Origin of the sequence: uncultured Spongiibacter sp. (assembly GCF_964011655.1) — a bacterium.
In the GTDB taxonomy this organism is placed as follows: domain Bacteria; phylum Pseudomonadota; class Gammaproteobacteria; order Pseudomonadales; family Spongiibacteraceae; genus Spongiibacter; species Spongiibacter marinus.
In genome coordinates this window covers 1-21,434 of the sequence record NZ_CAXGPO010000039.1, presented here as the reverse complement: position 1 = coordinate 21,434, position 21,434 = coordinate 1, and the positions used below count along the sequence as shown (strand labels likewise).

The window sequence follows — 21,434 nt, the reverse complement described above, 5'->3', positions numbered from 1 at the left end:
TTAATTTAGTCGGGTATGTCGCAGGAACGCGACGGAGCGGCGGCGCATTATAGCCCCTGGGGGCCGCGTACTCCACCTTCTAGCCTTCCTGCCCGCCATCCTCTCCACGCTCTTTGGCTTTGCGCACCCAATATTGGGTGGACGTGAGTATGCCGCGCAGAATATTAACCTCCATCTCATCGAGACGGGTGCGCTGATACAAGCGCCGGAGGCGAAGCATCAGCTTCTTGGGTGCCTCAGCGCGCAGGAAGTTGATGTCGTAGAGTGTTTCCTCAAGATGCACCAGATAACGCTCCAGTGCCTCAGCCTCGGCTACCGGCTGGTCCCACTCAGCCATCGCATTGGCATCCAACTCGCCCGCCACCTGCAACATGCGTAACTCGTAAGCCATAACCTGCACGGCCATACCCAGGTTAAGCGAGCTGTATTCGGGGTTAGAAGGGATGTGTACATGCAAGTTGCAGCGCTGGAGCTCTTCATTTGTCAGCCCCCTGTCCTCGCGACCAAACATTAGCGCAACGCGATGGCCAGCACCGGCCTCGCGATACACCTCTTCCATGCAATGCCGCGGATTAAGCAAGGGCCAGGGCACCGTTCGCTCCCTGGCACTTGTACCAACGACCAAATGGCAATCGGCAATCGCCTCATCGAGGGTTTCACAAACCACCGCATTGTCGAGAATATCGCCGGCACTCGCCGCACGCCACGTTGCCTCATCGTGGGGAAATTTGCGCGGCGCAACCAAATACAGCTGCGACAAGCACATATTTTTCATGGCGCGGGCAACCGCACCGATATTACCCGGGTGAGAAGTATTGACCAGCACAATGCGGACATTATCGAGAGAATGAGTATCTGTCATGGTTGGCGCCTTGATTACAAGCCGCGCATTCTACCAGAGGCCAGCGCAGGGAGTCAGTGCCCGGCGACATCCTGCCAACATACTTGCCAACCGTCGCCCTTCGGCGCGGAAAAGCCCTCGCACACCGCCAGATCAGCAATTGCCGCCAATTCCCCATCGCAATAGATAAGAGGCAAACGGGCGCGCTGCAGAGGCGGCAAATCCCACTGCTGGAGCAGTTTTTTGAGCGAGCGGTGGTGCCCCTCACCGGCAAGCTGACAACGTTCCCCACCGCGGCGAAACTCAACAGTCACCTTACCGCTTGGCAAAAACCCCCCACCAGGACGCGCGGACAACACCCCGCACGGCAGGCGAAGAGGCTCCGTCAGCGACCACTGCACAGCCTGAGCATAGGGCTGTTCGGCGATATCTCTGGGCTCAACATACAAGCGCTGCCGGTGACGATAAAACCGCCACGGGCCATGCACGACTTGCGGCTGAGCATCCGCCCGGGATTTAAGAAACTGCTCGGCAAACATATGAAGCTGCGCCTGCTCCAGGCGCAGCTGGCAGCGACTGCGTAAGAAATGATTGAGCAGTGGCAGCTGTTTGTGGGCGGGAATGTGTAAGAGTCGCGACAGATCCAGTGTGGCACCGTCCATCAGCGCCCCAAGATCCGCCTCCAGATACTCATCGAGCAGGGCTGCACTGTCCGCGCTGTGTTCCGCCACGCGAGCAAAGCTCCGCCGGTACGCTGGCCAGCGCGCCGCCAGTAAAGGCATGACGTGATGACGCAGGTAGTTGCGGTCATAGCTCACCTGGGCATTGCTGGGGTCTTCATCCCAATCCAGCCCCTCCCGCTGCGCGAATACTGACAAACGCTCTCGGGGAACTGCCAATAATGGGCGAAACAAGCGCCCCGCACCCAGCGATCGCAGCGGCGGTATTCCCGCCACGCCCTGCAATCCCGCCCCCCTTAACATGCGCTGCAACACGGTTTCAGCCTGGTCATCGAGATGATGGGCGAGCAACAACACATCGCCGCGCTGCAATGTCGACTCAAAAGCGCGGTACCGAGCCCGTCTGGCTGCGGCTTCCGGGCCCTCACCGTCTTCGCTGACCACCACCCTGTGGACGAGCAAAGGAATATCGCGGGCATCACAGAGAGCACGGCAATGCTGCTCCCATTGATCAGCGGCATCTTGCAAACCGTGGTTAACATGGACAACGTGAACGGGGGGGAAGTCGCGACACTGCTCACGCAGTCGCAGCAGAATGTCCAGCAGCACCCGGGAATCCAGGCCACCGCTGTAAGCCAGCCAATAACGCTCAGGCCGCTCCAGCAAAGCAAGAGCGGCCTGAACCTCGCTGACGAGGTCGAGATGATCCGTCATGAAACGACGGCCTCCCTCACTACACAGTGCCGTATGACATCAAACGCTGGTAGCGAATATCCAGCAACTCGGGCTCTGGCAGTGCCTGCAGAGACTCCAACTGCTTTAGGATGTGCTCTTTTACCCGCTCGGCGCTGGCATCAATATCGCGATGCGCGCCGCCCTGGGGCTCAGGAATGGTAGCATCAACGATACCGAGCTCTTCCAACACCGTAGACGTCAAACCCATTGCTTCAGCGGCATCGGGCGCAAACTCGGTGCTCTTCCAAATAATATTGGCGCAGCCCTCAGGGGAGATCACGAAATAGGTAGAGTATTGCAGCATCGCAATATGATCGCCGACGCCGATACCCAGTGCACCACCCGAGCTGCCCTCGCCAATCACGATACAAATGATGGGCGTTTTCAACCGCGACATTACCGCCAGATTCTGAGCAATGGCCTCGGAGATACCGCGCTCCTCACTGTCGATACCGGGATACGCCCCCGGGGTGTCAATGAGCGTAACGATGGGCAGCTTAAAGCGCTCCGCCATCTCCATCAGTCGAAGCGCCTTGCGATACCCCTCTGGCTTTGGCATACCAAAGTTACGCTTAACCTTTTCAGTAACGCCGCGACCCTTTTCTTGACCAATCACCATCACGGGCTTGCCATCGATTTTGCCAATGCCCCCGACAATGGCGGAATCGTCACCAAAATGGCGATCCCCGTGCAGCTCGTCGAAATCGGTAAAGATGCGCCGGATGTAGTCGAGGGTGTAAGGGCGCATAGGGTGACGCGCGATCTTTACGACATCCCAAGGACGCAGTGACGAAAAAATCTTTTCTGTCAGCTTGCTGCTCTTATCCTTCAGCTTGGCGATCTCTTCGCCAATATTGATATCGTTGTCGTTACCCACCAACTGAAGCTCTTCAATTTTGGCTTCCAGTTCGGCAATCGGTTGTTCAAAATCGAGATAATTCGGGTTCATCGCTCTGTTTTATTCGCTCTGTTGACGTCCGCCCATATTTTATCATTTTTCAATATGGGACCATTCATAGCGGTGATTATACGTTAATCGTATTTGATCACCACGTTATTTGCTCCACAGTCTTCGCGCAAGCGGATTAACATATCCTCCTGAGGCAGAATTCGCCATTCCGACCCCAACCGCAACCGCCCTTCCCCTTCAGGCCGGCTATAGCGGATCACCACTGGACAACTGCCACCGCGCACCGCACTCAAGGCCGATTTTACCCGCTGCAATTGTTCACTGCTGCTGTGCTCGGCAGTCAGGGCAATTTCCAATTCCTTCGCGTGGTGCTCTCGCGCCTCCGCCAGGCTGCGCAGTGACTTCACGCGCATTTTCTTGCCGCCGCTGTATTCGTCAAAACTGCACACGCCCTCGACAACCAGCACCGCATCTTTGACCAGTTTTTCGCGGCACTCCTCGTAGACATCCGAGAACAAGGCAACCTCAATGCGAGCACTGCGATCATCGAGCAGCAAAAACGCCATGGTATCGCCGCGCTTGTTTTTCATGGTGCGCATATTGACCGCCAAACCGGCAACCGTCTGCGGGTGCTTTTCCGGATTTAGGTCGACGATGCGGCGCGGCACAAAGCGCCTGAGCTCTGCCTCGTAATCGTCAATCGGGTGCCCGGTAACATACAGCCCCAGGGTATCTTTCTCGCCCTGTAATCGCTCTTTGGTCGTCCAGCGCCTGGCATCGCGAAACGCGGCGTAGACATCGCGATTCTCAACCGACAGGGTGTCGCCGAACAGGTCGACCATACCGCTCTCGACATTGCGCGCCGCTTGCTCAGCAACCTGTACTGCCTCCGGCATGGCAGCCATCAGTACGGCCCGGTCCTCGCCCAGGTCGTCGAAGGCGCCGCTGCGAATAAGCGCCTCAATCGCCCGCTTGTTGACTTTTCGGGGATCAGTGCGCTCGCAGAAATCGAACAGGTTTTTAAAGGGGCCACCGCTGTTGCGCGCGGCAATAATGCTCTCCACCGGGCCTTCGCCCAGGCCCTTGATCGCGCCGAGGCCGTAGACAATCTGGCCGCGATCATTGACAGTGAACATATACTCACCCTCATTGACCGAGGGCAGCTTATAGTCCAGCTTCATCTCGCGGCATTCTTCGATGAAGATAACGATTTTGTCGGTGTTATCCAGTTCCGAACTCATCACCGCCGCCATGAAGGGCGCTGGGTAATGCGTTTTCAGCCACGCAGTTTGATAGGAAACCAAGGCGTAGGCAGCGGAGTGCGACTTGTTAAAGCCGTAGCCGGCAAACTTCTCCATGAGGTCGAAAATATTCGACGCCAAGTCTTTATCAAAACCCTTCTCGACGGCACCGGCGAGGAACAAGCCGCGCTGCTTTTCCATCTCTTCGGGCTTTTTCTTACCCATTGCCCGCCGCAGCAAGTCAGCGCCACCCAGGGTATAGCCACCCATCTCCTGTGCGATCTGCATAACCTGTTCTTGATACAGGATGATGCCGTAGGTGGGCTGCAGGATTGGCTGCAGACACTCGTGCTGGTACTGCGGGTGGGGGAAGGCCAACTCGGCGCGGCCGTGCTTACGGTTGATAAAGTCATCAACCATGCCCGACTGCAGCGGCCCCGGACGGAACAATGCCACCAGTGCGATGATGTCTTCGAAACAGTCTGGTAGCAGCTTCTTAATCAGCTCCTTCATGCCTCGGGATTCCAACTGGAACACCGCCGTGGTTTCCGCTGACTTCAACAAGTCGAAGGTCTTTTTATCCTCCAGCGGAATCGCCATGATATCCAGCGGCTGCTCGCCAATCTTATCGCGCTGGGCATTGATGATCTTCAAAGCCCAGTCGATGATGGTCAGGGTACGCAGCCCCAGGAAGTCGAACTTGACCAACCCGGCATCTTCAACATCGTTCTTGTCGAATTGCGTTACCAGGCCGCCGCCACTCTCGTCGCAGAACAGTGGTGCAAACTCGGTGAGTTTACTGGGGGCAATCACCACACCACCGGCGTGTTTACCAACACCGCGCACGACCCCTTCCAGCTGTACCGCCATATCCCAGATTTCCTGGGCTTGCTCGTCGCTGTCTAAAAACTCCTTGAGGGCCGGCTCCTGCTCCAACGCTTTTGCCAGCGTCATTCCCACTTCAAAGGGAATCAATTTAGAAAGCTTGTCAGCCAGACCGTAGGACTTGCCCTGCACCCGCGCCACATCGCGAACAACCGCCTTCGCCGCCATGGTGCCAAAGGTGATGATCTGACTAACCGCATCGCGGCCATAATTGTCGGCGACATAACTGATAACCCGGTCGCGGCCTTCCATGCAGAAGTCAACGTCAAAGTCGGGCATGGAAACCCGCTCGGGGTTGAGGAAGCGCTCGAACAGCAGGTCGTACTCAATGGGATCGAGGTCGGTGATTTTTAGCGCGTAGGCTACCAACGAGCCCGCCCCGGAGCCCCGTCCAGGGCCAACGGGGATATCATAATCTTTGGCCCACTGGATGAAGTCCATCACGATCAGGAAGTAACCCGGGAAGCCCATTTGGAGGATGATATCGAGCTCAAAATCCAGCCTGTCGCGGTATTCCTTTTCTGTTTCCGCAAAGCCCTCAGCACTGCGGTCAAACAAGAAATCCAAGCGTTCATCGAGGCCCTTGTGACAAAGCTCGCGGAAGAACTGCTCCTGGGTCATTCCCTCCGGAATTGGGTACTCCGGAAGGTAGTAGGTGCCGAGCTTAACGGTCAGGTTGCACCGCCTGGCAATTTCAACACTATTCTCCAGTGCCTCGGGAATGTCGGAAAACAGCTCAAGCATTTCCTCAGCGCTGCGCAGGTACTGCTCATCGCTGTAATTGCGGGGACGACGCGGGTCGTCCAGCACTCGGCTATCGCGAATACATACCCGCGCCTCGTGAGCCTCGAACTCATCACTGCGAATAAAACGCACATCATTGGTGGCAACTACCGCGCACCCCGCCTGGGCCGCAAGCTGAACAGCGGCATGGATATAGTCGTCTTCATTGGCACGCGCGGTGCGCTGCAGTTCGAGGTAATAGCGATCACCAAATACTGACAACCAGCGATCGAGCCGCTGGCGCGCCAACTCCAGTTTATTGTTTACCAATAGCTGGCCCACATCACCGTCGCGACCCGCCGACAGCGCAATCAAGCCGTCATTGGCTTGCTCTATCCAGCTGCGATAAACATAGGGCTTACCCTGCCACTGCCCCTCCAGATAGGCCCGGGAAATTAATTCAGTTAAGTTCCGGTAGCCGGTTTCATTCTGCACCAGCAAACACAGCGTGCTAATTTGCTCGGGATCGCTGTCGTCGCGCACCCACAGGTCGCTACCGTAAATGGGTTTGATTCCGTTGCCTTGCGCGGCTTTTTGAAATTTGATGAGCGCATAGAAATTACAGATATCGGTCAACGCAACCGCTGGCATCCCCATTGCCGCGGTGTGCTTACACAGATCCTTGACCCGCACCAGGCCATCCACCAAGGAGTACTCGGAATGAACGCGCAAGTGGACAAATTTCTCGTTTAACATCGTAGCGTCCTGGAGCCTGTAACACTGTTGGCTTTGCGCTGATTCGCCGGCAATTACCCGAGCGCAATCAGCTGCCTTATTTAGGATTCTTCTAAAAGCGCCCTGACCGGCGCGTAACTACGCCGATGTATTGGACTGACGCCAAGGCGTTTCAGCGCCTCGAGATGCGCCTTTGTTGGGTAGCCTTTGTGGCCGGCAAGACCGTAGCCCGGATATTGGGCATCCATCGCTTGCATTTCCCGGTCGCGAACAACCTTGGCAAGGATCGAGGCGGCGGCAATTGCGGCTACCCGGCTGTCACCCTTGACCACGGCCTCGGCGCGGTAGCGCCACTGCGGCAGCCGATTGCCGTCGACCAGCACCAATTCGGGCTCTAACTCGGCGCCCTGGTAGCGCAAACCTTCCACCGCACGCTTCATCGCCAGCAGACTGGCGTGCAGAATATTCAAGCGATCAATTTCTTCCACGCTTGCCCTTGCAACACAATAACTGAGGGCGCGTTCGCGGATGATATCAAACAGGGCTTCGCGTTTTTTCTCGCTTAATTTTTTAGAGTCATTCAGACCGTCAATCGGCTGCAGCGGGTCAAGCACCACCGCGGCGGCAACCACATCGCCGCACAGCGGCCCCCTGCCGACCTCGTCGACACCCGCCGTGAGTCGCGGGTAGTCCGGTGCATCGGCAAACAGGTCATCAGTCTGCACGATTAACAGGCCCCTGTTGAGGCACACCGGCAATGGCGAGAATGTCGCTGGCCGCACGCTCACTAGCATTGCGCGCCAGGTCCTGATGAATGCGCCGAAACTCAGCCAGTAGGGTCTCCCGGTGATTTTCATCGCTTAACTGCTCAAGAATCAGCGGCCCTATCACCTCCGCCGACACTTCGTCTTGCAACAACTCCGGCACCAATGCCCGCTGTGCGAGCAGGTTGGGCAGCGAGAAAAATGGCGTTTTGACCAGACGTGACAGCAGCGCGTAACTCATTTTACTAAAGCGATAACACACAACCATGGGGCGCTGCAGCAGCAGCGCTTCCAAACTGGTTGTCCCCGACGCCATCAATACCGCGTCGGCGGCCGCCATTACCGTACGAGACTCACCCAACACCACGCGCACCGGCAAGTCGGCAGTTTGCAGGGCAATGGCATCCAATATCTGGCGCTTCCTGTCAGCATTGGCAGCAGGCACGATAAATTCGATATTGGGAAGCGATCGACGGAGCCACTGCGCGGTTTCCAAAAAGATGGGAATCAATTGGGACACTTCGCCGGCGCGACTCCCCGGTAACAGCGCTACCACTGGGTTATCCCCTTCTATCGACAGGGATTGCCGCGAGGCTTCACGCTGATCGTCAAACGGAATTTGATCGGCCAAGGGGTGACCCACGCAGCTCACTGGCACACCGTGCTCTTGGTAAAAACTTTGCTCAAACGGGAACAGCGTCAGCATGTGATCCACCGCTTTCGCAATGGTTTTGATTCGACCCTGACGCCAGGCCCACACAGAGGGACTGACATAATGCACAGTGCGAATACCGCGCTCGCGCATACTGCGCTCGACATTCAGCGTAAAGTCCGGCGAATCAATACCCACCACCACATCTGGCTGCCATGCAATAAGGTGGCGCTTTAGGTGGCGGCGAATACGCAACAGCTCCGGCAAGCGCTTCAAGGGCTCAGTAAAGCCCATGACCGACAGGCGATCCATATCGCAAATAGAATGAAAGCCCTGAGCGATCATCAAGGGGCCGCCGATGCCCTCAAACTCTGCCTGAGGAAAGCGCTGGCGAATGGCGCGTATCAAGTCGGCGCCGAGAATATCGCCAGAGGCCTCGCCGGCGATCAAACCGATTTTGAGAGGAGTCATATCGCAATCAATGCCGGCGCACCGGCCCTTGGTTGATAGCGCTTATCGAACAATACCGCGCTGTGACTGTTTCAGGGAGGCTGCCATCAATTCCACTTCCGGGTGCTCCGCGATCAGCGGTTGCAGCGCATTCAGCGCCTCGTCGACGGTCAGGCCCTGGCGGTAGATGATCTTGTATGCGCGACGAATTGCGCTGATCGCGTCGCTGCTGAAACCACGGCGCTTCAAGCCTTCCACATTAATGGTCTTGGCCTCAGCCGGGCTGCCGCTGACGGTAACATAGGCAGGAACATCTTTGCTGATATGGCAACCGAACCCGGAAAAACTATGGGCGCCTATCGCGCAGAACTGATGAACCAGCGAATAACCGCTGAGAATCGCCCAATCACCGACAATAACATGCCCTGCCAACGCAGCGTTGTTAACCATAATGCAATGATCGCCAATCACCGAGTCGTGCCCCACGTGTGCATAGGCCATCAACAAGTTATTGCTGCCGATCACGGTCTTACCCAGGTCCTGCACCGTACCGCGGTGAATGGTAACGCCTTCGCGGATCACATTATTGTCACCGATGATCAGCTCTGTCGGTTCGCCTTTGTACTTCAGGTCTGGCGTGTCCTCGCCCACCGTGGAAAATTGGTAGATCGTATTGTTCTTGCCGATACGGCTCGGCCCTTTGAGCACAACGTGCGAGCGCACGTCGCAGCCTTCGCCCAGCTCAACGTCTGGCCCAACAATCGTCCACGGGCCGATTTTTACATTCGCGCCAATGACCGCCATGGGGTCAATGATCGCGCGCGGATCGATCTCCGCGCTGGCATCAATATGGCCTGGCATCACTTCTTCCGATCAATACATAAAATGGTTGCCGAGCAGGCCAGCGTATCCTCAACATAAGCCTGACACTCAAATTTCCACAGCCCTTTACGATCGGAAACGTACTGAGCTTTCAGGATCAGCTGGTCACCGGGGACAACCTGTCGCTTGAAACGCGCGTTATCGACGCCAGCAAACATGTAGATCGAGCCATCGGAGGGCTTTTTGTCGAGCGTCTTAAACCCCAGAATACCCGCTGCCTGCGCCATTGCCTCAATGATCAACACGCCTGGCATAATCGGCAGGCCTGGGAAATGGCCATTGAAGTGATTTTCATTTCCGGTGACGTTTTTTATCGCAACAATCGACTCACCAAGCGTCAACTCAACGACTTTATCCACCAATAAAAAGGGGTAGCGGTGAGGGAGGTATTCCTGAACCTCGTTGATATCCATAACCATGCTCAATCTCTTTCCTCGTGCAGCGTTCGCAGTTCTTTTTCCATCGCCTGAACACGGCGATACAAATCATCAAGCTTGGACAGTCTGGCAGTGTTCTTTCGCCACTGCGCAGACGGCATTAGAGGACTGCCACCACTGGAATAGGAGCCGGCCTCACTAATCGATTTTGTGACCAGGCTTCGGGCGGTAAGGTGAACGCCATCGGCAATACGGATATGCCCAACCACACCAATATTGCCCGCCAAGGTACAGTTCTTACCAATAACGGCGCTGCCCGCAACCTGGCAACAGGCTGCCATTGCCGTGCCCGCGCCGACTTCGACGTTGTGAGCGATCATGGTGAAGTCATCCATGATGACGCCGTCGCCAATGACCGTGTCGTTGAGTGCTCCCCGATCAATACAGGAATTCGCACCAACTTCCACTCGATCGCCAATGCGCACACCACCGAGCTGATGTATTTTCACCCAGCCCTGCTCAGAAGGCGCAAAGCCAAACCCGTCGCCGCCAATGACCACGCCGGAGTGGACAACGCAGGACTCACCGATACTGACACCGTGGTAGACAGTGACATTGGCGTGAAGGTAACTGTATTTACCCACGCTACTGCCCCGCCCCACTATCGTCCCGGCGCTAATCACCACATTTTCGCCGATGGTCGCGCCCTCTTCGATAACGCAGTTGGCACCAATACTGGCACTGGCGTGAACGTTTTCCGACATAACAACGGCAGAGGGATGGATACCGGCGCGGGGCTTTTCGAGGGGGTCGAATAATGCGCTGGCTTCCGCGTAGGCAAGATAGGGGTTGGCCGATACAATCACCGCCATTTCTGGCCGCATGTCATTTGCATGTCTGACCATATCGGGGTGAATAATCGCCGCCGCCGCTGCCGTCTCAGCCAACTGACTGCGGTACTTGGCATTGGCGAGAAAACTCAGCTGCGAGGAACTCGCAGTGTCCAGCGCCGCCATGCCGGTCAATACCAAGTTGCCGTCTCCTTCGTACGGCAACTTCAGTAAGCCCGCTAAATCAGCAAGGCGCAAAGACTTTTGCTCAGCCATTATTTTGCCTGATTGAGCTTGTCGGCAACTTTAGCAGTAATGTTATATCCCGCATCGGCGTGCATTACCGCCTTAGCTGGCAGCAGTAAACCGATGTTTTCTTCTTTAATAATTTCGGGCAGCAGCTTCTGAAGTTTGGGGCCAACTTCTTTCATGATGGTCTGCACTTCCTGCTGCTGTGCAGCTTCGATCTTACGAGCCAAGTGCTCGCCGTCAGAGCGTTTTGAATCGATCTGATTCTTGGCCAGTTGGCGCTGCTCCGCACTCATGATCTCAATATCTTTTTGCAGTTTTTGCACGAGCTTTTCGTAGTCCTTGCGCACCGTCTCAAGCTCTGACAAGTTGTTTTTGAACTCTTTCTGATTGCGCAGGGCGTTCAAACGCTGCTTAGCAACATCAGTATTGAGAACCGCCGCTTCCAAATCAAAAACCGCGATGCGCCCCTGAGCCAGGGCAACGGAACCCCACAGCATTGCTACCATTAAAACGGCAAATTTAACTACCTTCATGTAACACTCCTAAACATTATTCTATGTAGGTTAAAAAGTCCGACCGAGAGAGAATTGGAATATTTCGGTCTCGTCAATTTTTTCGTCATTCAGCGCCCGGCCCAAGCTAAAGGTCAGCGGACCGAAACCGGTGATCCAGGTAACACCAAAGCCAGCAGAGTATCGCAGCTCGTCGACACTGGGAGACGAACAGTTGATCTGAGTAGAGCTACAGCTAGTGCTGAATACATTACCCGCATCGAGGAACAGACCACTGCGAACGGAGCGCTGATCCTTCACGAATGGCAGTGGGAACAGCAATTCAATACTGCCTTCCATCAGCACATTGCCGCCAAAGGGATCGGCTTCATCCCCCAGCGAGGATGCGGTATCTACCACCAACTGCCCGGTTGCCGGATCGAGCACGTAGGCGGCTTGAGCCGACAGCGCCGTCGCGTTCCCGTTACTGTCTATGGCTGTTGCCGCCTGCGAAATACGATAGACATCGGCTGGCGAGCTGCGCGGCCCAAGTGTATTACTGCGGTATCCCCGAACCGAGCTGAAGCCCCCTGCATAAAAATGCTCATAGAAAGGCAATTTATCCAGGTTACCGTAGCCATCACCATATCCGAGCTCAGTCTTAAAGCGCAGCGTAAAACTATTGCTGATCGGCACGTACAACTGGCCGTTATAAGTGAGTCGGTAGTATTCCAGGTCTGAGCCTGGAATTGACGCTTCCAGCGACACAGACTGCGAAGCACCCCGCGTTGCCAACAGGCCCCGGTTCAGTGTTGACTGGCGCCACGAAATGCCCGCAGTGAAGTTGCCAAACTCATCGCCATATTCATCCAGGAAACCCGGCTCGTCGCTTTCTGTTAGGGCACCAGCAGGCAGATTGGCAATGTCCTCGAGAACTTCAGCAACTGTGTAACGACCAGTACTGGGGTCGCGTGTGCTGACAAAGTAGTTATCCACGGCATCGAAAATACGAGGGCTGGTTTTAATCTCTTTCACCGCGCGGACGCCGGCTTCGATGGAGGTTAAGTTGTAGCCCAGTTCAAACCCTAAACGCTCGGTTTCAGAAATGGGGTAACCAAAGTTAACGCTGGTGCCATAAGTATCGGTGGTATAACTGGCAACGTTGACCTCTTCGAAGTCGGTAGCGCGGTAGAACACCGAGAAACCGCGGCTAACACCATCTTCGGTAAAGTATGGGTCGAGATAATTAAAGCTGGCACTGGTCAGGAAGTCACTGCGTGATACACCAAAGCCCACTTGCTTGCCGGTACCCAGGAAGTTGTTCTGCTGGATATTCGCGCTCAGCAACAGACCGCTGTCTTGCGAGAAACCAACACTGGCACCCAAACTGCCGGAGCTCTGTTCTTCTACAGAGTAAGTCAGGTCAATCAGGTCGTCGCTACCGGGCACTTCAAGGGTTTCGACTTTCGCCCCCTTAAAGTAGCCCAGGCGCTCCAGGCGAATACGCGACAATTCAATTTTGTCTGCCGATGCAGGGGCTGCTTCCATCTGACGCATTTCCCGGCGCAGTACTTCGTCGGCGGTGCGCTCATTGCCCTCGAAGCTGATCCGTCGAACGTAGGTGCGCTTACCCGGATCGATAAAGAATTTCAGGGCGACAGTGCCGGCGTCTTCATCAACCTCAGGAATACCGCGCACCTTTGCGAAGTTATAGCCTTCATTACCTAGACGTTTGACAAGAAACTCTTCAGTGCTGGTAACCAAGGCCTGCGAGAACACCTGGCCTTCCCGCACTAAAATAAATCGCTTGAGGTCATCCTCGGGAATGACCAGATCACCCGATAGCTCAGCGCCGCTGACGGTGTACTTATCACCCTCGGTGACATTGACGGTGATGTACACCGATTTACGGTCAGGGCTGATCGAGACTTGGATTGAGTCGGTGTTAAAGCGCAGATACCCGCGGTCAAGATAGTAGGAGTTGAGCGTTTCCAGGTCGCCTTTCAACTTTTCCCGCGCGTACTTGTCGCTGCTGCTGAAGAAAGAGAAGAAGCCACTGGGCTTTAACTCAAATTCGTCGAGCAGGGTTTCATCATCGTAAACACTGTTGCCGACAATATTGATGTGCTTGATCGACGCGGTACTGCCTTCATCGATATTGATCGAGATCGACACCCGGTTGCGCGGCTCAGCCACCACATCGGTTTCAATACCGGCATCGTAACGACCCTGTGACACGTACTGACGGGTCAATTCCATTCGCATATTTTCAAGCGTTGCCCGCTTGAACACCTGCCCCTCGGCCAGACCAGCCCCTTTCAAACCGTCTAACAGGGCATCGGTTGCCAGAGCTTTGTTACCTTCGATATTAATTTTACTGATAGCGGGTCGCTCTGTTACCCGGACAACTAAAACGTCTTTGTCTACGCCGATCTGGATGTCATCGAAATTACCGGTAGCAAACAGCGCGCGGGACGACTGGGCAACGGCTTGCTGAGTGATCAGGTCACCAACATTGAGCGGCAACGCCGAAAACACCGTTTCGGCCGCAATACGTTGCAAACCCTCAACGCGGATATCGTTGATGCGCGTTTGCGCAGACACCAGCGGACTCGCCAAACAAAAAAACAATGCGTACAGGAAAAAGCGTTTCATCAAAAACCAGCAACCACGGCTAGGGCTCGGCACCAAAACGAGGGTGCAAGAGCACTGGGTAAAATATATCGCTAAACCCTAAAATCAGAGGCGCAATACGTCGTTATATAAAGCAAAAAACATGACACACACCACCAACGCCAAACCCAATTGGTTAGCCCATGCCTGCACTTGTTCCGTTACCGGGCGACCGATAATGCCCTCAATCGCGGCATAGACAATATGTCCGCCATCAAGGATCGGAATTGGCAGCAAGTTCAATACCGCCAAACTGATACTCAGCAAGCCCAGAAAACTCAGCCACGAAAAAAAGCCGTACTGAGCGGAAGAGCCGGCCACTTTAGCAATCGTTATCGGGCCACTCAAGTTTTTCGGCGACAACAAGCCGGTGATCATTTTTTTTATCGATTCCAGCGTAAACACACTCATGCGCCACGTCTTTTCACTGGCAGCAACCAGGGCGGCCACGGGGCCGTAATCCACCTCACGGAGCATGTTCTCGGGCCACTGTGGTGGTTTAACCCCTACCCCAGCAAAGCCGACAGCCATGCCATTGTCTTCAAGCTTTCTCTGCGGAGTCATCACAAGATCTAGCAAGCGGTTATCGCGCTTAACCCGCAGAGACAGCGCCTTATCGGGGCTGGCGCGAACAACTTGCACCCAATCCTGCCAGGTCGACACCGCCTTTCCGTCGGACTCAACGATGATGTCGCCCTCCTGCAAACCCGCTTGCTGCGCGGCTCCGCCCGCGACCAGCTCACCAATTTCAGGCACTAATTCAGGCACAAACAATGTCACGCCCAACTCGTCCAGAGGGCGCGGCTCTTCCAGGCCTTGCATCCACTTGTCGATCTGAACGCGGTTTTCGTAGCGCAGACTCGAGCCCGCAGTTTTCACGCTGATACTGAGTTCGCCGCTCTCGCCAATGCGCTCCAGCAACTGCATTTGCAGCGTTTCCCACGTAGGGGTATCCACGCCATCAACAGCGACAATTTCCTGACCTTCAATGAGACCGGCCTGCTCAGCCAGCGAACCGGGGGCAACGCGGTCAATGACCGGCGCAACGCCGCTAACGCCATTGAGAAAAACCAGCCAATATACAAATATGGCCAGTATAAAATTCGCTAAGGGGCCGGCAGCAGCAATCGCAATGCGCTTCATCGGCGTTGCCCGGTTAAAGGCCATGTGGCGCTGGTCTTCGGGAACCTCGCCCTCGCGCTCGTCCAGCATTTTTACATAGCCACCCAGCGGAATTCCCGCTACGGCGTACTCCGTGCCCAACTTGTCGCGCCAACTGAGCAGCGGCTTGCCAAAGCCCACAGAAAAACGCAGCACTTTGACACCGCAGCGACGTGCCACCCAGAAATGACCAAACTCGTGAATTGACACCAGGATACCCAGCGTCAGTACCGTGATGAATATCGTTTGCAGAAGTCCCTGCACGGCCAGCTACCTCAAAATCCAAATTCGCGAACGAGAGACCGCGCGCGCTCACGCGCCTGAAGGTCCGCAGCTTGGACATCGCCCAGCGTCAGCGGTTCAACATTTTCAACGTCAGCCATCACGCGCTCCAGCAATGTCGGTATCGCGGTGAACGGCAATTGCTCGGCCAAAAACGCCTCAACAGCAATTTCATTCGCTGCATTCAAACTGGCGCTGGCACTGCCGCCAAGCTCTGCGGCCTCTCTTGCCAGACGCAAACAGGGGAAACGCTGCTCATCCGGGGCCTCAAAATCCAGCCGCGCCTGCACAATCAAATCCAGAGAGGCAACGCCGGATTCCATGCGCTTAGGCCAAGCCAGGGCATGGGCGATCGGCGTGCGCATATCGGGCTGGCCCATTTGCGCCAGCACGGAGCCATCGACATATTCCACCATCGAGTGAATAACACTTTGCGGGTGAACCACCACGTCGATGCGCTCCGGGGAGCAGTGGAACAACCAGCACGCCTCGATAAGCTCGAGCCCTTTGTTCATCATGGTGGCAGAGTCGACGGAGATCTTTCGCCCCATAGACCAATTCGGATGGGCGCAGGCCTCATCGGGCGTCACCGACGCCAAACTCTCTACCGAGCGCTGCCGGAAGGGCCCGCCGGAGCCGGTCAGCAAAATACGTCGCACCCCCTGCGCATCGAGACCTTGGCGATGCACGCCGGGCATACATTGAAAGATGGCATTGTGCTCACTGTCGATGGGCAACAGCGTCGAACCGCTGCGTTCCACCGCATCCATAAACAGCTGGCCCGCCATAACCAATGACTCTTTATTGGCCAACAGGACTTTAGCCCCCGCCTCAACGGCAGACAATGTAGGCAGCAGACCGGCCGCCCCCACTATCGCCGCCATCACCGTATCAGCCTCAGCAGCAACTTTGCACAGCCCCGCCTCGCCAGCAAGCACCTCAGATTCACTGCCGGCCTGGCGCAACTGCGTCACCAACTGTTCAGCGCTTGACTCATCGCGCAGCACTACATAGCGAGGCTGGTGAGCCAACGCCTGCTGCAGGATTGCTTCTACGCTGCTATTTGCGGTGATGGCATACAGCTCGAAGGTGTCGCGATGACGCGACAGTACATCCAAGGTACTGACGCCGATAGAGCCGGTAGACCCCAATACCGTCACGCGCTCCATTACTGCCAGCCCACCGACATCAATCCCAGGGCAAACACCGGCGATGCCGCCGTTAAACTGTCAACGCGATCCATTACGCCGCCATGACCCGGCAACAACTGACTACTATCTTTAATACCACGGTGCCGCTTAACCATGCTTTCTAACAGGTCTCCCAGTACCGAAGCCAGTGAAGTGATTGCGGCCAACACCAGCATGGCTGGCAAGCTCACGGGCATGCCGCCGGGCCAGAAGTACCAGAGCGCAGCCATGAACGACACGCTACACGCCAAGCCGCCCCAGAACCCGGCCCAGGATTTACCCGGGCTGACCGCCGGCGCCAATTTCGCTTTGCCAAAGCGGCGACCAAAGAAATAGGCCCCAATGTCGGCGATGGCAACCAAGGCCACCAGCATTAACAACAGCCAGGCACCATTGGGAAGGTTACGCAGGTAGCTCAATGCCAGCCACGTTGGCAGCAGTACCGCCACCCCCATAACGATGCGAACCGGCCGAGAACCCCACAAGCCAGCACTCACCGGATAGCCTTTCACCCAGAGCAACGCGACCGCCCACCATACACAAGCCGCGACAAACAGCTCCTGTAACGCTGCCGTCGACCAGGAGGCAACATCGCCCATTAGCGCGTACACACTGGCGATAAGAGCACCGATGGCCAGGACATAGGCCAATCTTGCCACCTGGGGCCGCAGGTCGCTGAGGTCAGCCCACTCCCACGCGGCCACCAGCACAATGCCAGCGAACAGTAACGACAGTTGACCCGCCGACAGATAGGCCATGGCAGCAAGTAGCGCAGCCACAATCACGACGGCGGTAATAATCCGCTGCTTAAGCATAAGGGGGTAATCTCCGGTGTCTATTCGCCGTTGTCATTATCATTATCGCGGCCCCCGAAGCGGCGCTCACGGCTGGCATAGGCATCTAGCGCCCTATGCAATTCCGTTTCATCAAAATCTGGCCACAGGCAATCGCAAAAATAAAACTCGCTGTAGGCAAGCTGCCAAAGCATAAAATTACTAATGCGCTGCTCACCGGCGGTGCGTATGCACAAATCCGGCTTGGGCAGGTCCGCCAGGGCCGTGTGTTGATCAAACAAAGTAATATCGATGTCGTCAACGCGCAACTGCCCGTCTTCAACTTTCTGAGCAAGCTCGCGTGCGGCGCTGACAATATCCCACTGACCGCCGTAATCCACAGCGATCACCAGAGTCGTTTCAGTGTTAAAGCGCGTGAGCTGCTCGCTGTAGTCCATCTGCTTGCGCAAGCCAGCGGAGAAGCGGCCCCGCTCACCGATGAAGCGCATTCGCACACCATCTTCGTGGAGCTTTTTGGTCTCGCTATCCAGATAACTGGCAAACAGCCGCATCAAAGCCTGGACTTCCATGCTTGGACGTTGCCAATTTTCGCTGGAGAACGCGAACAGCGTAATCACCTTTACGCCGCGCTCGCGACTGCATTTAAGCAGCCCGCGAATCACTTCCACACCGGCGCGATGTCCGCCTGCCGCTTTGAGCCCGCGCTTTTTCGCCCAGCGATTATTGCCATCCATAATGATGGCAACATGCCGAGGCGCCGCGGAAGGTTCTGAGCCTCGATGGGCCATATCAACTGCCATGAAAACTGCTTCTTAGTCGATCAAATTTCCATTAGATCGCTTTCTTTCACCGCGAGCGCTTTATCAACCTCTGCGACGTATTTATCAGTGATTTTTTGCACGTCATCCTGAGCGCGACGTTCTTCGTCTTCACTGATCTCTTTCTCTTTCAGCAGCTCTTTGATATCCGCCAACACGTCGCGGCGCGCATTGCGCACAGAAACCCGCGCGCGCTCGGCCTCTTGGCGAGCCTGCTTGATGTAGCCCTTACGGGTCTCTTCCGTCAGGGCAGGCATTGGAATACGAATAACCGCACCGGCGGTGCTGGGGTTCAAGCCGAGGTCCGACTTCATGATGGCCTTCTCAACATCGGGCACCACGTTTTTTTCCCAGGGCGTAACCGTGAGCGTTCGGGCATCTTCAACACCGATATTTGCCAGCTGCGAAAGCGGCGTTTCGGCACCGTAGTAAGAGACGCGAATATTGTCTAAAAGACTTGGGTGCGCGCGCCCAGTACGAATTTTATTAAAATTGCCACCCAGCGCCTCAATGGCCTTTGCCATGCGCTCTTCGGCATCTTGCTTGAGTTCGTCTATCACTTTTTCTCTCCTCAATTGGCACCGGGGCACTAGCCCGCTGATACCAAAGTTCCCTCGTTGCCACCGACCACAATATTTAACAGCGCACCCTGCTGCTCCATGGCAAAGACGCGCAGCGGCATCTCGTGGTCACGACACAGACAAATCGCCGTGAGATCCATGACCTCTAACTTCTTGTCCAGGACCTCATCGTAACTCAAATGGTCGTATTTCTTAGCATCGGGATCAATCATTGGGTCAGCGCTGTACACACCATCCACTTTGGTGGCTTTAAGCACCAGGTCCGCATCGACCTCAATACCCCGCAGGCACGCTGCAGAATCGGTCGTGAAAAAGGGGTTACCTGTCCCCGCGGCAAAAATCACCACCTCGCCGCGACTCAGCGCGCGGATGGCCTTGCGGCGATCATAGTGGTCAACCACGCCGCTCATCGGGATCGCCGACATTACCGACGACTTGATATTACTGCGCTCGAGCGCGTCGCGCATGGCCAGTGCGTTCATTAAGGTGGCCAGCATACCCATGTGGTCGCCGGTTACACGATCCAGGCCTGCCGTTTGCAGTGCTGCACCACGGAATAGATTTCCGCCGCCGATAACCAGGCCAACTTGTACACCAATACCCACGAGCTGCCCCACTTCCAGTGCCATGCGATCGAGCACCTTGGGGTCAATGCCAAAACCGAGCTGCCCCATCAGGGCCTCGCCACTCAGTTTAAGAAGAATGCGCTTGTACTTTTTGTCCCGACTTTGAGTGGACATATTTCACCCCTGCAAATCAACTTTCCGCACACACTTTAATCATCGCATAGAAAAACGGGGCCTTGAGGCCCCGCTTCCGCGACTCAGCCCTTAAGCTGTGCAGCCACTTCGGCTGCGAAGTCGACTTCTTCTTTTTCGATGCCCTCACCTACTTCGAAACGAATGTAGGTTTGAATGTCGGCACCGGCATTCTTCAGCAACTTGCCCACTGTCTGCTCAGGATCTTTAACAAAAGCCTGATCAACCAGAGCGTTCTCCGACAGGAACTTGCGGATACGGCCTTCAATCATCTTCTCGATGATCTCAGCTGGTTTGCCACTTTCCTGCGCTTGCGCAGTGAAGATTTCACGCTCTTTGGCAACTTCTTCTTCGGGCATATCACTTTGCTTGGCAACACGGGGGTTTACTGCAGCCACGTGCATGGCAACATCGCGCGCCAGTTCAGCATCACCACCTTTCAGGGCCACCAACACAGCAATGCGGTTGTTAGAGTGAACATAACTGTCCACAACACCCGCTTCAGCGCTGAGCACCTGAATGCGGCGAACCGAGATATTTTCACCAATTTTTTGTACCAGCGCTTCGCGAGCAACTTCCAGCTCACCCGCCATCAGCGCAGCCACATCGTCCTGCTTTTCAGCAAAGGCTTTGTTAGCAACCAAGTCAACAAAGCTCAGGAAGCCTTCATCGCGAGCGACAAAGTCAGTCTCACTGTTCACTTCCACAACCACAGCATAGCTACCGTCTTCGGCTACTTTTGTTGCAACAACACCGTCAGCAGCAGTACGACCGGCTTTTTTAGCCGCCTTCATACCACTTGACTTACGCAGCTCTTCAATCGCCAGTTCGATGTCACCATTGGCTTCATTAAGTGCTTTTTTGCACTCCATCATGCCAAGACCAGTGCGCTCGCGAAGCTCTTTAACCATTGCTGCTGAAACAGCCATCTTAAAATCCTCTTGTTTGGGCTTGATTTCGGCCCACCCTGCGGGCCTGCTCAATAAATATCCAAAAAAAGGGGGCCTTGCCCCCTTTTACGCGATTACACAGGCCAATTACTCGGCCGCTGCGTCGCCTTCTTCCTGCGCTACTTCAACAAACTCGTCGGCAGCAACTGCGGCGTTAGCGCCAGCATTGATGATCACATCAGCTACCGCAGTAACGTAAAGCTTGATCGCACGGATCGCATCATCGTTACCGGGGATTACATAATCAACGCCATCGGGGTTGCTGTTCGTATCCACGATGCCAAATACCGGAATACCCAGTTTGTTAGCTTCTTGGATAGCAATGCGCTCGTGATCAACGTCGATAACAAACAGCGCATCAGGCAGGCCTGACATTTCTTTGATACCACCGATGGAGCGCTCAAGCTTCTCCATGTCGCGGTGACGCATCAGGGCTTCTTTCTTGGTCAGTTTGTCAAAAGTACCGTCCTGAGCCTGAGTTTCCAGCTCACGCAGACGACGAACAGACTGACGGATAGTTTTGTAGTTTGTCAGCATACCGCCCAACCAGCGGTGGCTTACATAGGGCATACCGGCACGGCTAGCTTGCTCGGCAATAATTTTACCGGCAGCGCGCTTGGTTCCAACAAACAGCACCTTGTTTTTGTTCGCACCCAGCTTAGCCAGCGCGTCCAGGGCATTGTTCATCGCAGGAACAGTGTGCTCGAGGTTGATGATGTGAATTTTGTTGCGGGCACCAAAGATGAAGGGTGCCATTTTGGGGTTCCAGTAACGCGTCT

The 21,434-nt window shown here is 55.5% G+C and carries 19 protein-coding genes; all 19 read right to left on the bottom strand.

The window, feature by feature from the left end:
• Positions 1–79: 79 nt before the first annotated feature.
• A complete protein-coding gene (gene trmJ / locus ABNS66_RS13890; RefSeq protein ID WP_036255995.1) occupies positions 80–862 on the bottom strand; it encodes a tRNA (cytosine(32)/uridine(32)-2'-O)-methyltransferase TrmJ in 783 nt (260 codons plus the stop codon).
• A gap of 53 nt (positions 863–915) precedes the next feature.
• A complete protein-coding gene (gene tilS / locus ABNS66_RS13885; RefSeq protein ID WP_286840098.1) occupies positions 916–2,235 on the bottom strand; it encodes a tRNA lysidine(34) synthetase TilS in 1,320 nt (439 codons plus the stop codon).
• A gap of 19 nt (positions 2,236–2,254) precedes the next feature.
• Positions 2,255–3,205 (bottom strand): acetyl-CoA carboxylase carboxyl transferase subunit alpha, encoded by a 951-nt coding sequence (gene accA / locus ABNS66_RS13880; RefSeq protein ID WP_286695866.1) that lies wholly within the window; start codon positions 3,203–3,205, stop codon positions 2,255–2,257.
• Between the two features lie 83 nt (positions 3,206–3,288).
• The gene (dnaE, locus tag ABNS66_RS13875; protein ID WP_286840096.1) at positions 3,289–6,771 is read right to left on the bottom strand and encodes a DNA polymerase III subunit alpha; all 3,483 of its coding nucleotides are present in this window, start codon (positions 6,769–6,771) and stop codon (positions 3,289–3,291) included.
• Between the two features lie 80 nt (positions 6,772–6,851).
• On the bottom strand, positions 6,852–7,478 hold the full coding sequence (rnhB, locus tag ABNS66_RS13870) for a ribonuclease HII (RefSeq protein WP_286696201.1): 627 nt from the start codon (positions 7,476–7,478) through the stop codon (positions 6,852–6,854).
• Complete coding sequence (lpxB, locus tag ABNS66_RS13865; protein WP_286840094.1) at positions 7,465–8,637, bottom strand: lipid-A-disaccharide synthase; 1,173 nt, start codon at positions 8,635–8,637, stop codon at positions 7,465–7,467. The genes rnhB and lpxB overlap by 14 nt, the downstream gene beginning before the upstream one ends.
• A 42-nt stretch (positions 8,638–8,679) precedes the next feature.
• On the bottom strand, positions 8,680–9,477 hold the full coding sequence (gene lpxA / locus ABNS66_RS13860) for an acyl-ACP--UDP-N-acetylglucosamine O-acyltransferase (RefSeq protein WP_286840092.1): 798 nt from the start codon (positions 9,475–9,477) through the stop codon (positions 8,680–8,682).
• Positions 9,477–9,917: a 3-hydroxyacyl-ACP dehydratase FabZ gene (gene fabZ, locus ABNS66_RS13855; protein ID WP_027873618.1), complete on the bottom strand. Its 441-nt coding sequence runs from the start codon at positions 9,915–9,917 to the stop codon at positions 9,477–9,479. The genes lpxA and fabZ overlap by 1 nt, the downstream gene beginning before the upstream one ends.
• A gap of 2 nt (positions 9,918–9,919) precedes the next feature.
• Positions 9,920–10,981: a UDP-3-O-(3-hydroxymyristoyl)glucosamine N-acyltransferase gene (gene lpxD, locus ABNS66_RS13850; protein ID WP_286840090.1), complete on the bottom strand. Its 1,062-nt coding sequence runs from the start codon at positions 10,979–10,981 to the stop codon at positions 9,920–9,922.
• Positions 10,981–11,490, bottom strand: coding sequence for an OmpH family outer membrane protein (locus ABNS66_RS13845; RefSeq protein WP_027873616.1), 510 nt, complete (start codon positions 11,488–11,490; stop codon positions 10,981–10,983). Before ABNS66_RS13845 ends, lpxD begins: the two co-directional genes overlap by 1 nt.
• A gap of 30 nt (positions 11,491–11,520) precedes the next feature.
• Positions 11,521–14,103 (bottom strand): outer membrane protein assembly factor BamA, encoded by a 2,583-nt coding sequence (bamA, locus tag ABNS66_RS13840; RefSeq protein ID WP_286695870.1) that lies wholly within the window; start codon positions 14,101–14,103, stop codon positions 11,521–11,523.
• 84 nt (positions 14,104–14,187) lie between these two features.
• Positions 14,188–15,546 carry an RIP metalloprotease RseP gene (gene rseP / locus ABNS66_RS13835; RefSeq protein WP_286840087.1) on the bottom strand — a complete coding sequence of 453 codons (1,359 nt, stop codon included), beginning with the start codon at positions 15,544–15,546 and terminating at the stop codon, positions 14,188–14,190.
• 11 nt (positions 15,547–15,557) lie between these two features.
• Positions 15,558–16,733 carry a 1-deoxy-D-xylulose-5-phosphate reductoisomerase gene (ispC, locus tag ABNS66_RS13830; protein WP_286840086.1) on the bottom strand — a complete coding sequence of 392 codons (1,176 nt, stop codon included), beginning with the start codon at positions 16,731–16,733 and terminating at the stop codon, positions 15,558–15,560.
• Positions 16,733–17,569: a phosphatidate cytidylyltransferase gene (locus ABNS66_RS13825; protein WP_286840082.1), complete on the bottom strand. Its 837-nt coding sequence runs from the start codon at positions 17,567–17,569 to the stop codon at positions 16,733–16,735. The genes ispC and ABNS66_RS13825 overlap by 1 nt, the downstream gene beginning before the upstream one ends.
• A gap of 20 nt (positions 17,570–17,589) precedes the next feature.
• A complete protein-coding gene (gene uppS, locus ABNS66_RS13820) occupies positions 17,590–18,348 on the bottom strand; it encodes a polyprenyl diphosphate synthase (protein ID WP_239547692.1) in 759 nt (252 codons plus the stop codon).
• 20 nt (positions 18,349–18,368) lie between these two features.
• Complete coding sequence (gene frr, locus ABNS66_RS13815) at positions 18,369–18,926, bottom strand: ribosome recycling factor (RefSeq protein ID WP_204995939.1); 558 nt, start codon at positions 18,924–18,926, stop codon at positions 18,369–18,371.
• A 29-nt stretch (positions 18,927–18,955) separates the two neighbouring features.
• The gene (pyrH, locus tag ABNS66_RS13810; RefSeq protein WP_286695873.1) at positions 18,956–19,687 is read right to left on the bottom strand and encodes a UMP kinase; all 732 of its coding nucleotides are present in this window, start codon (positions 19,685–19,687) and stop codon (positions 18,956–18,958) included.
• A gap of 83 nt (positions 19,688–19,770) precedes the next feature.
• Positions 19,771–20,634 carry a translation elongation factor Ts gene (gene tsf / locus ABNS66_RS13805; protein WP_027873608.1) on the bottom strand — a complete coding sequence of 288 codons (864 nt, stop codon included), beginning with the start codon at positions 20,632–20,634 and terminating at the stop codon, positions 19,771–19,773.
• A 108-nt stretch (positions 20,635–20,742) separates the two neighbouring features.
• On the bottom strand, positions 20,743–21,434 hold a 692-nt coding region (rpsB, locus tag ABNS66_RS13800; RefSeq protein WP_348655356.1), incomplete at its 5' end, for a 30S ribosomal protein S2.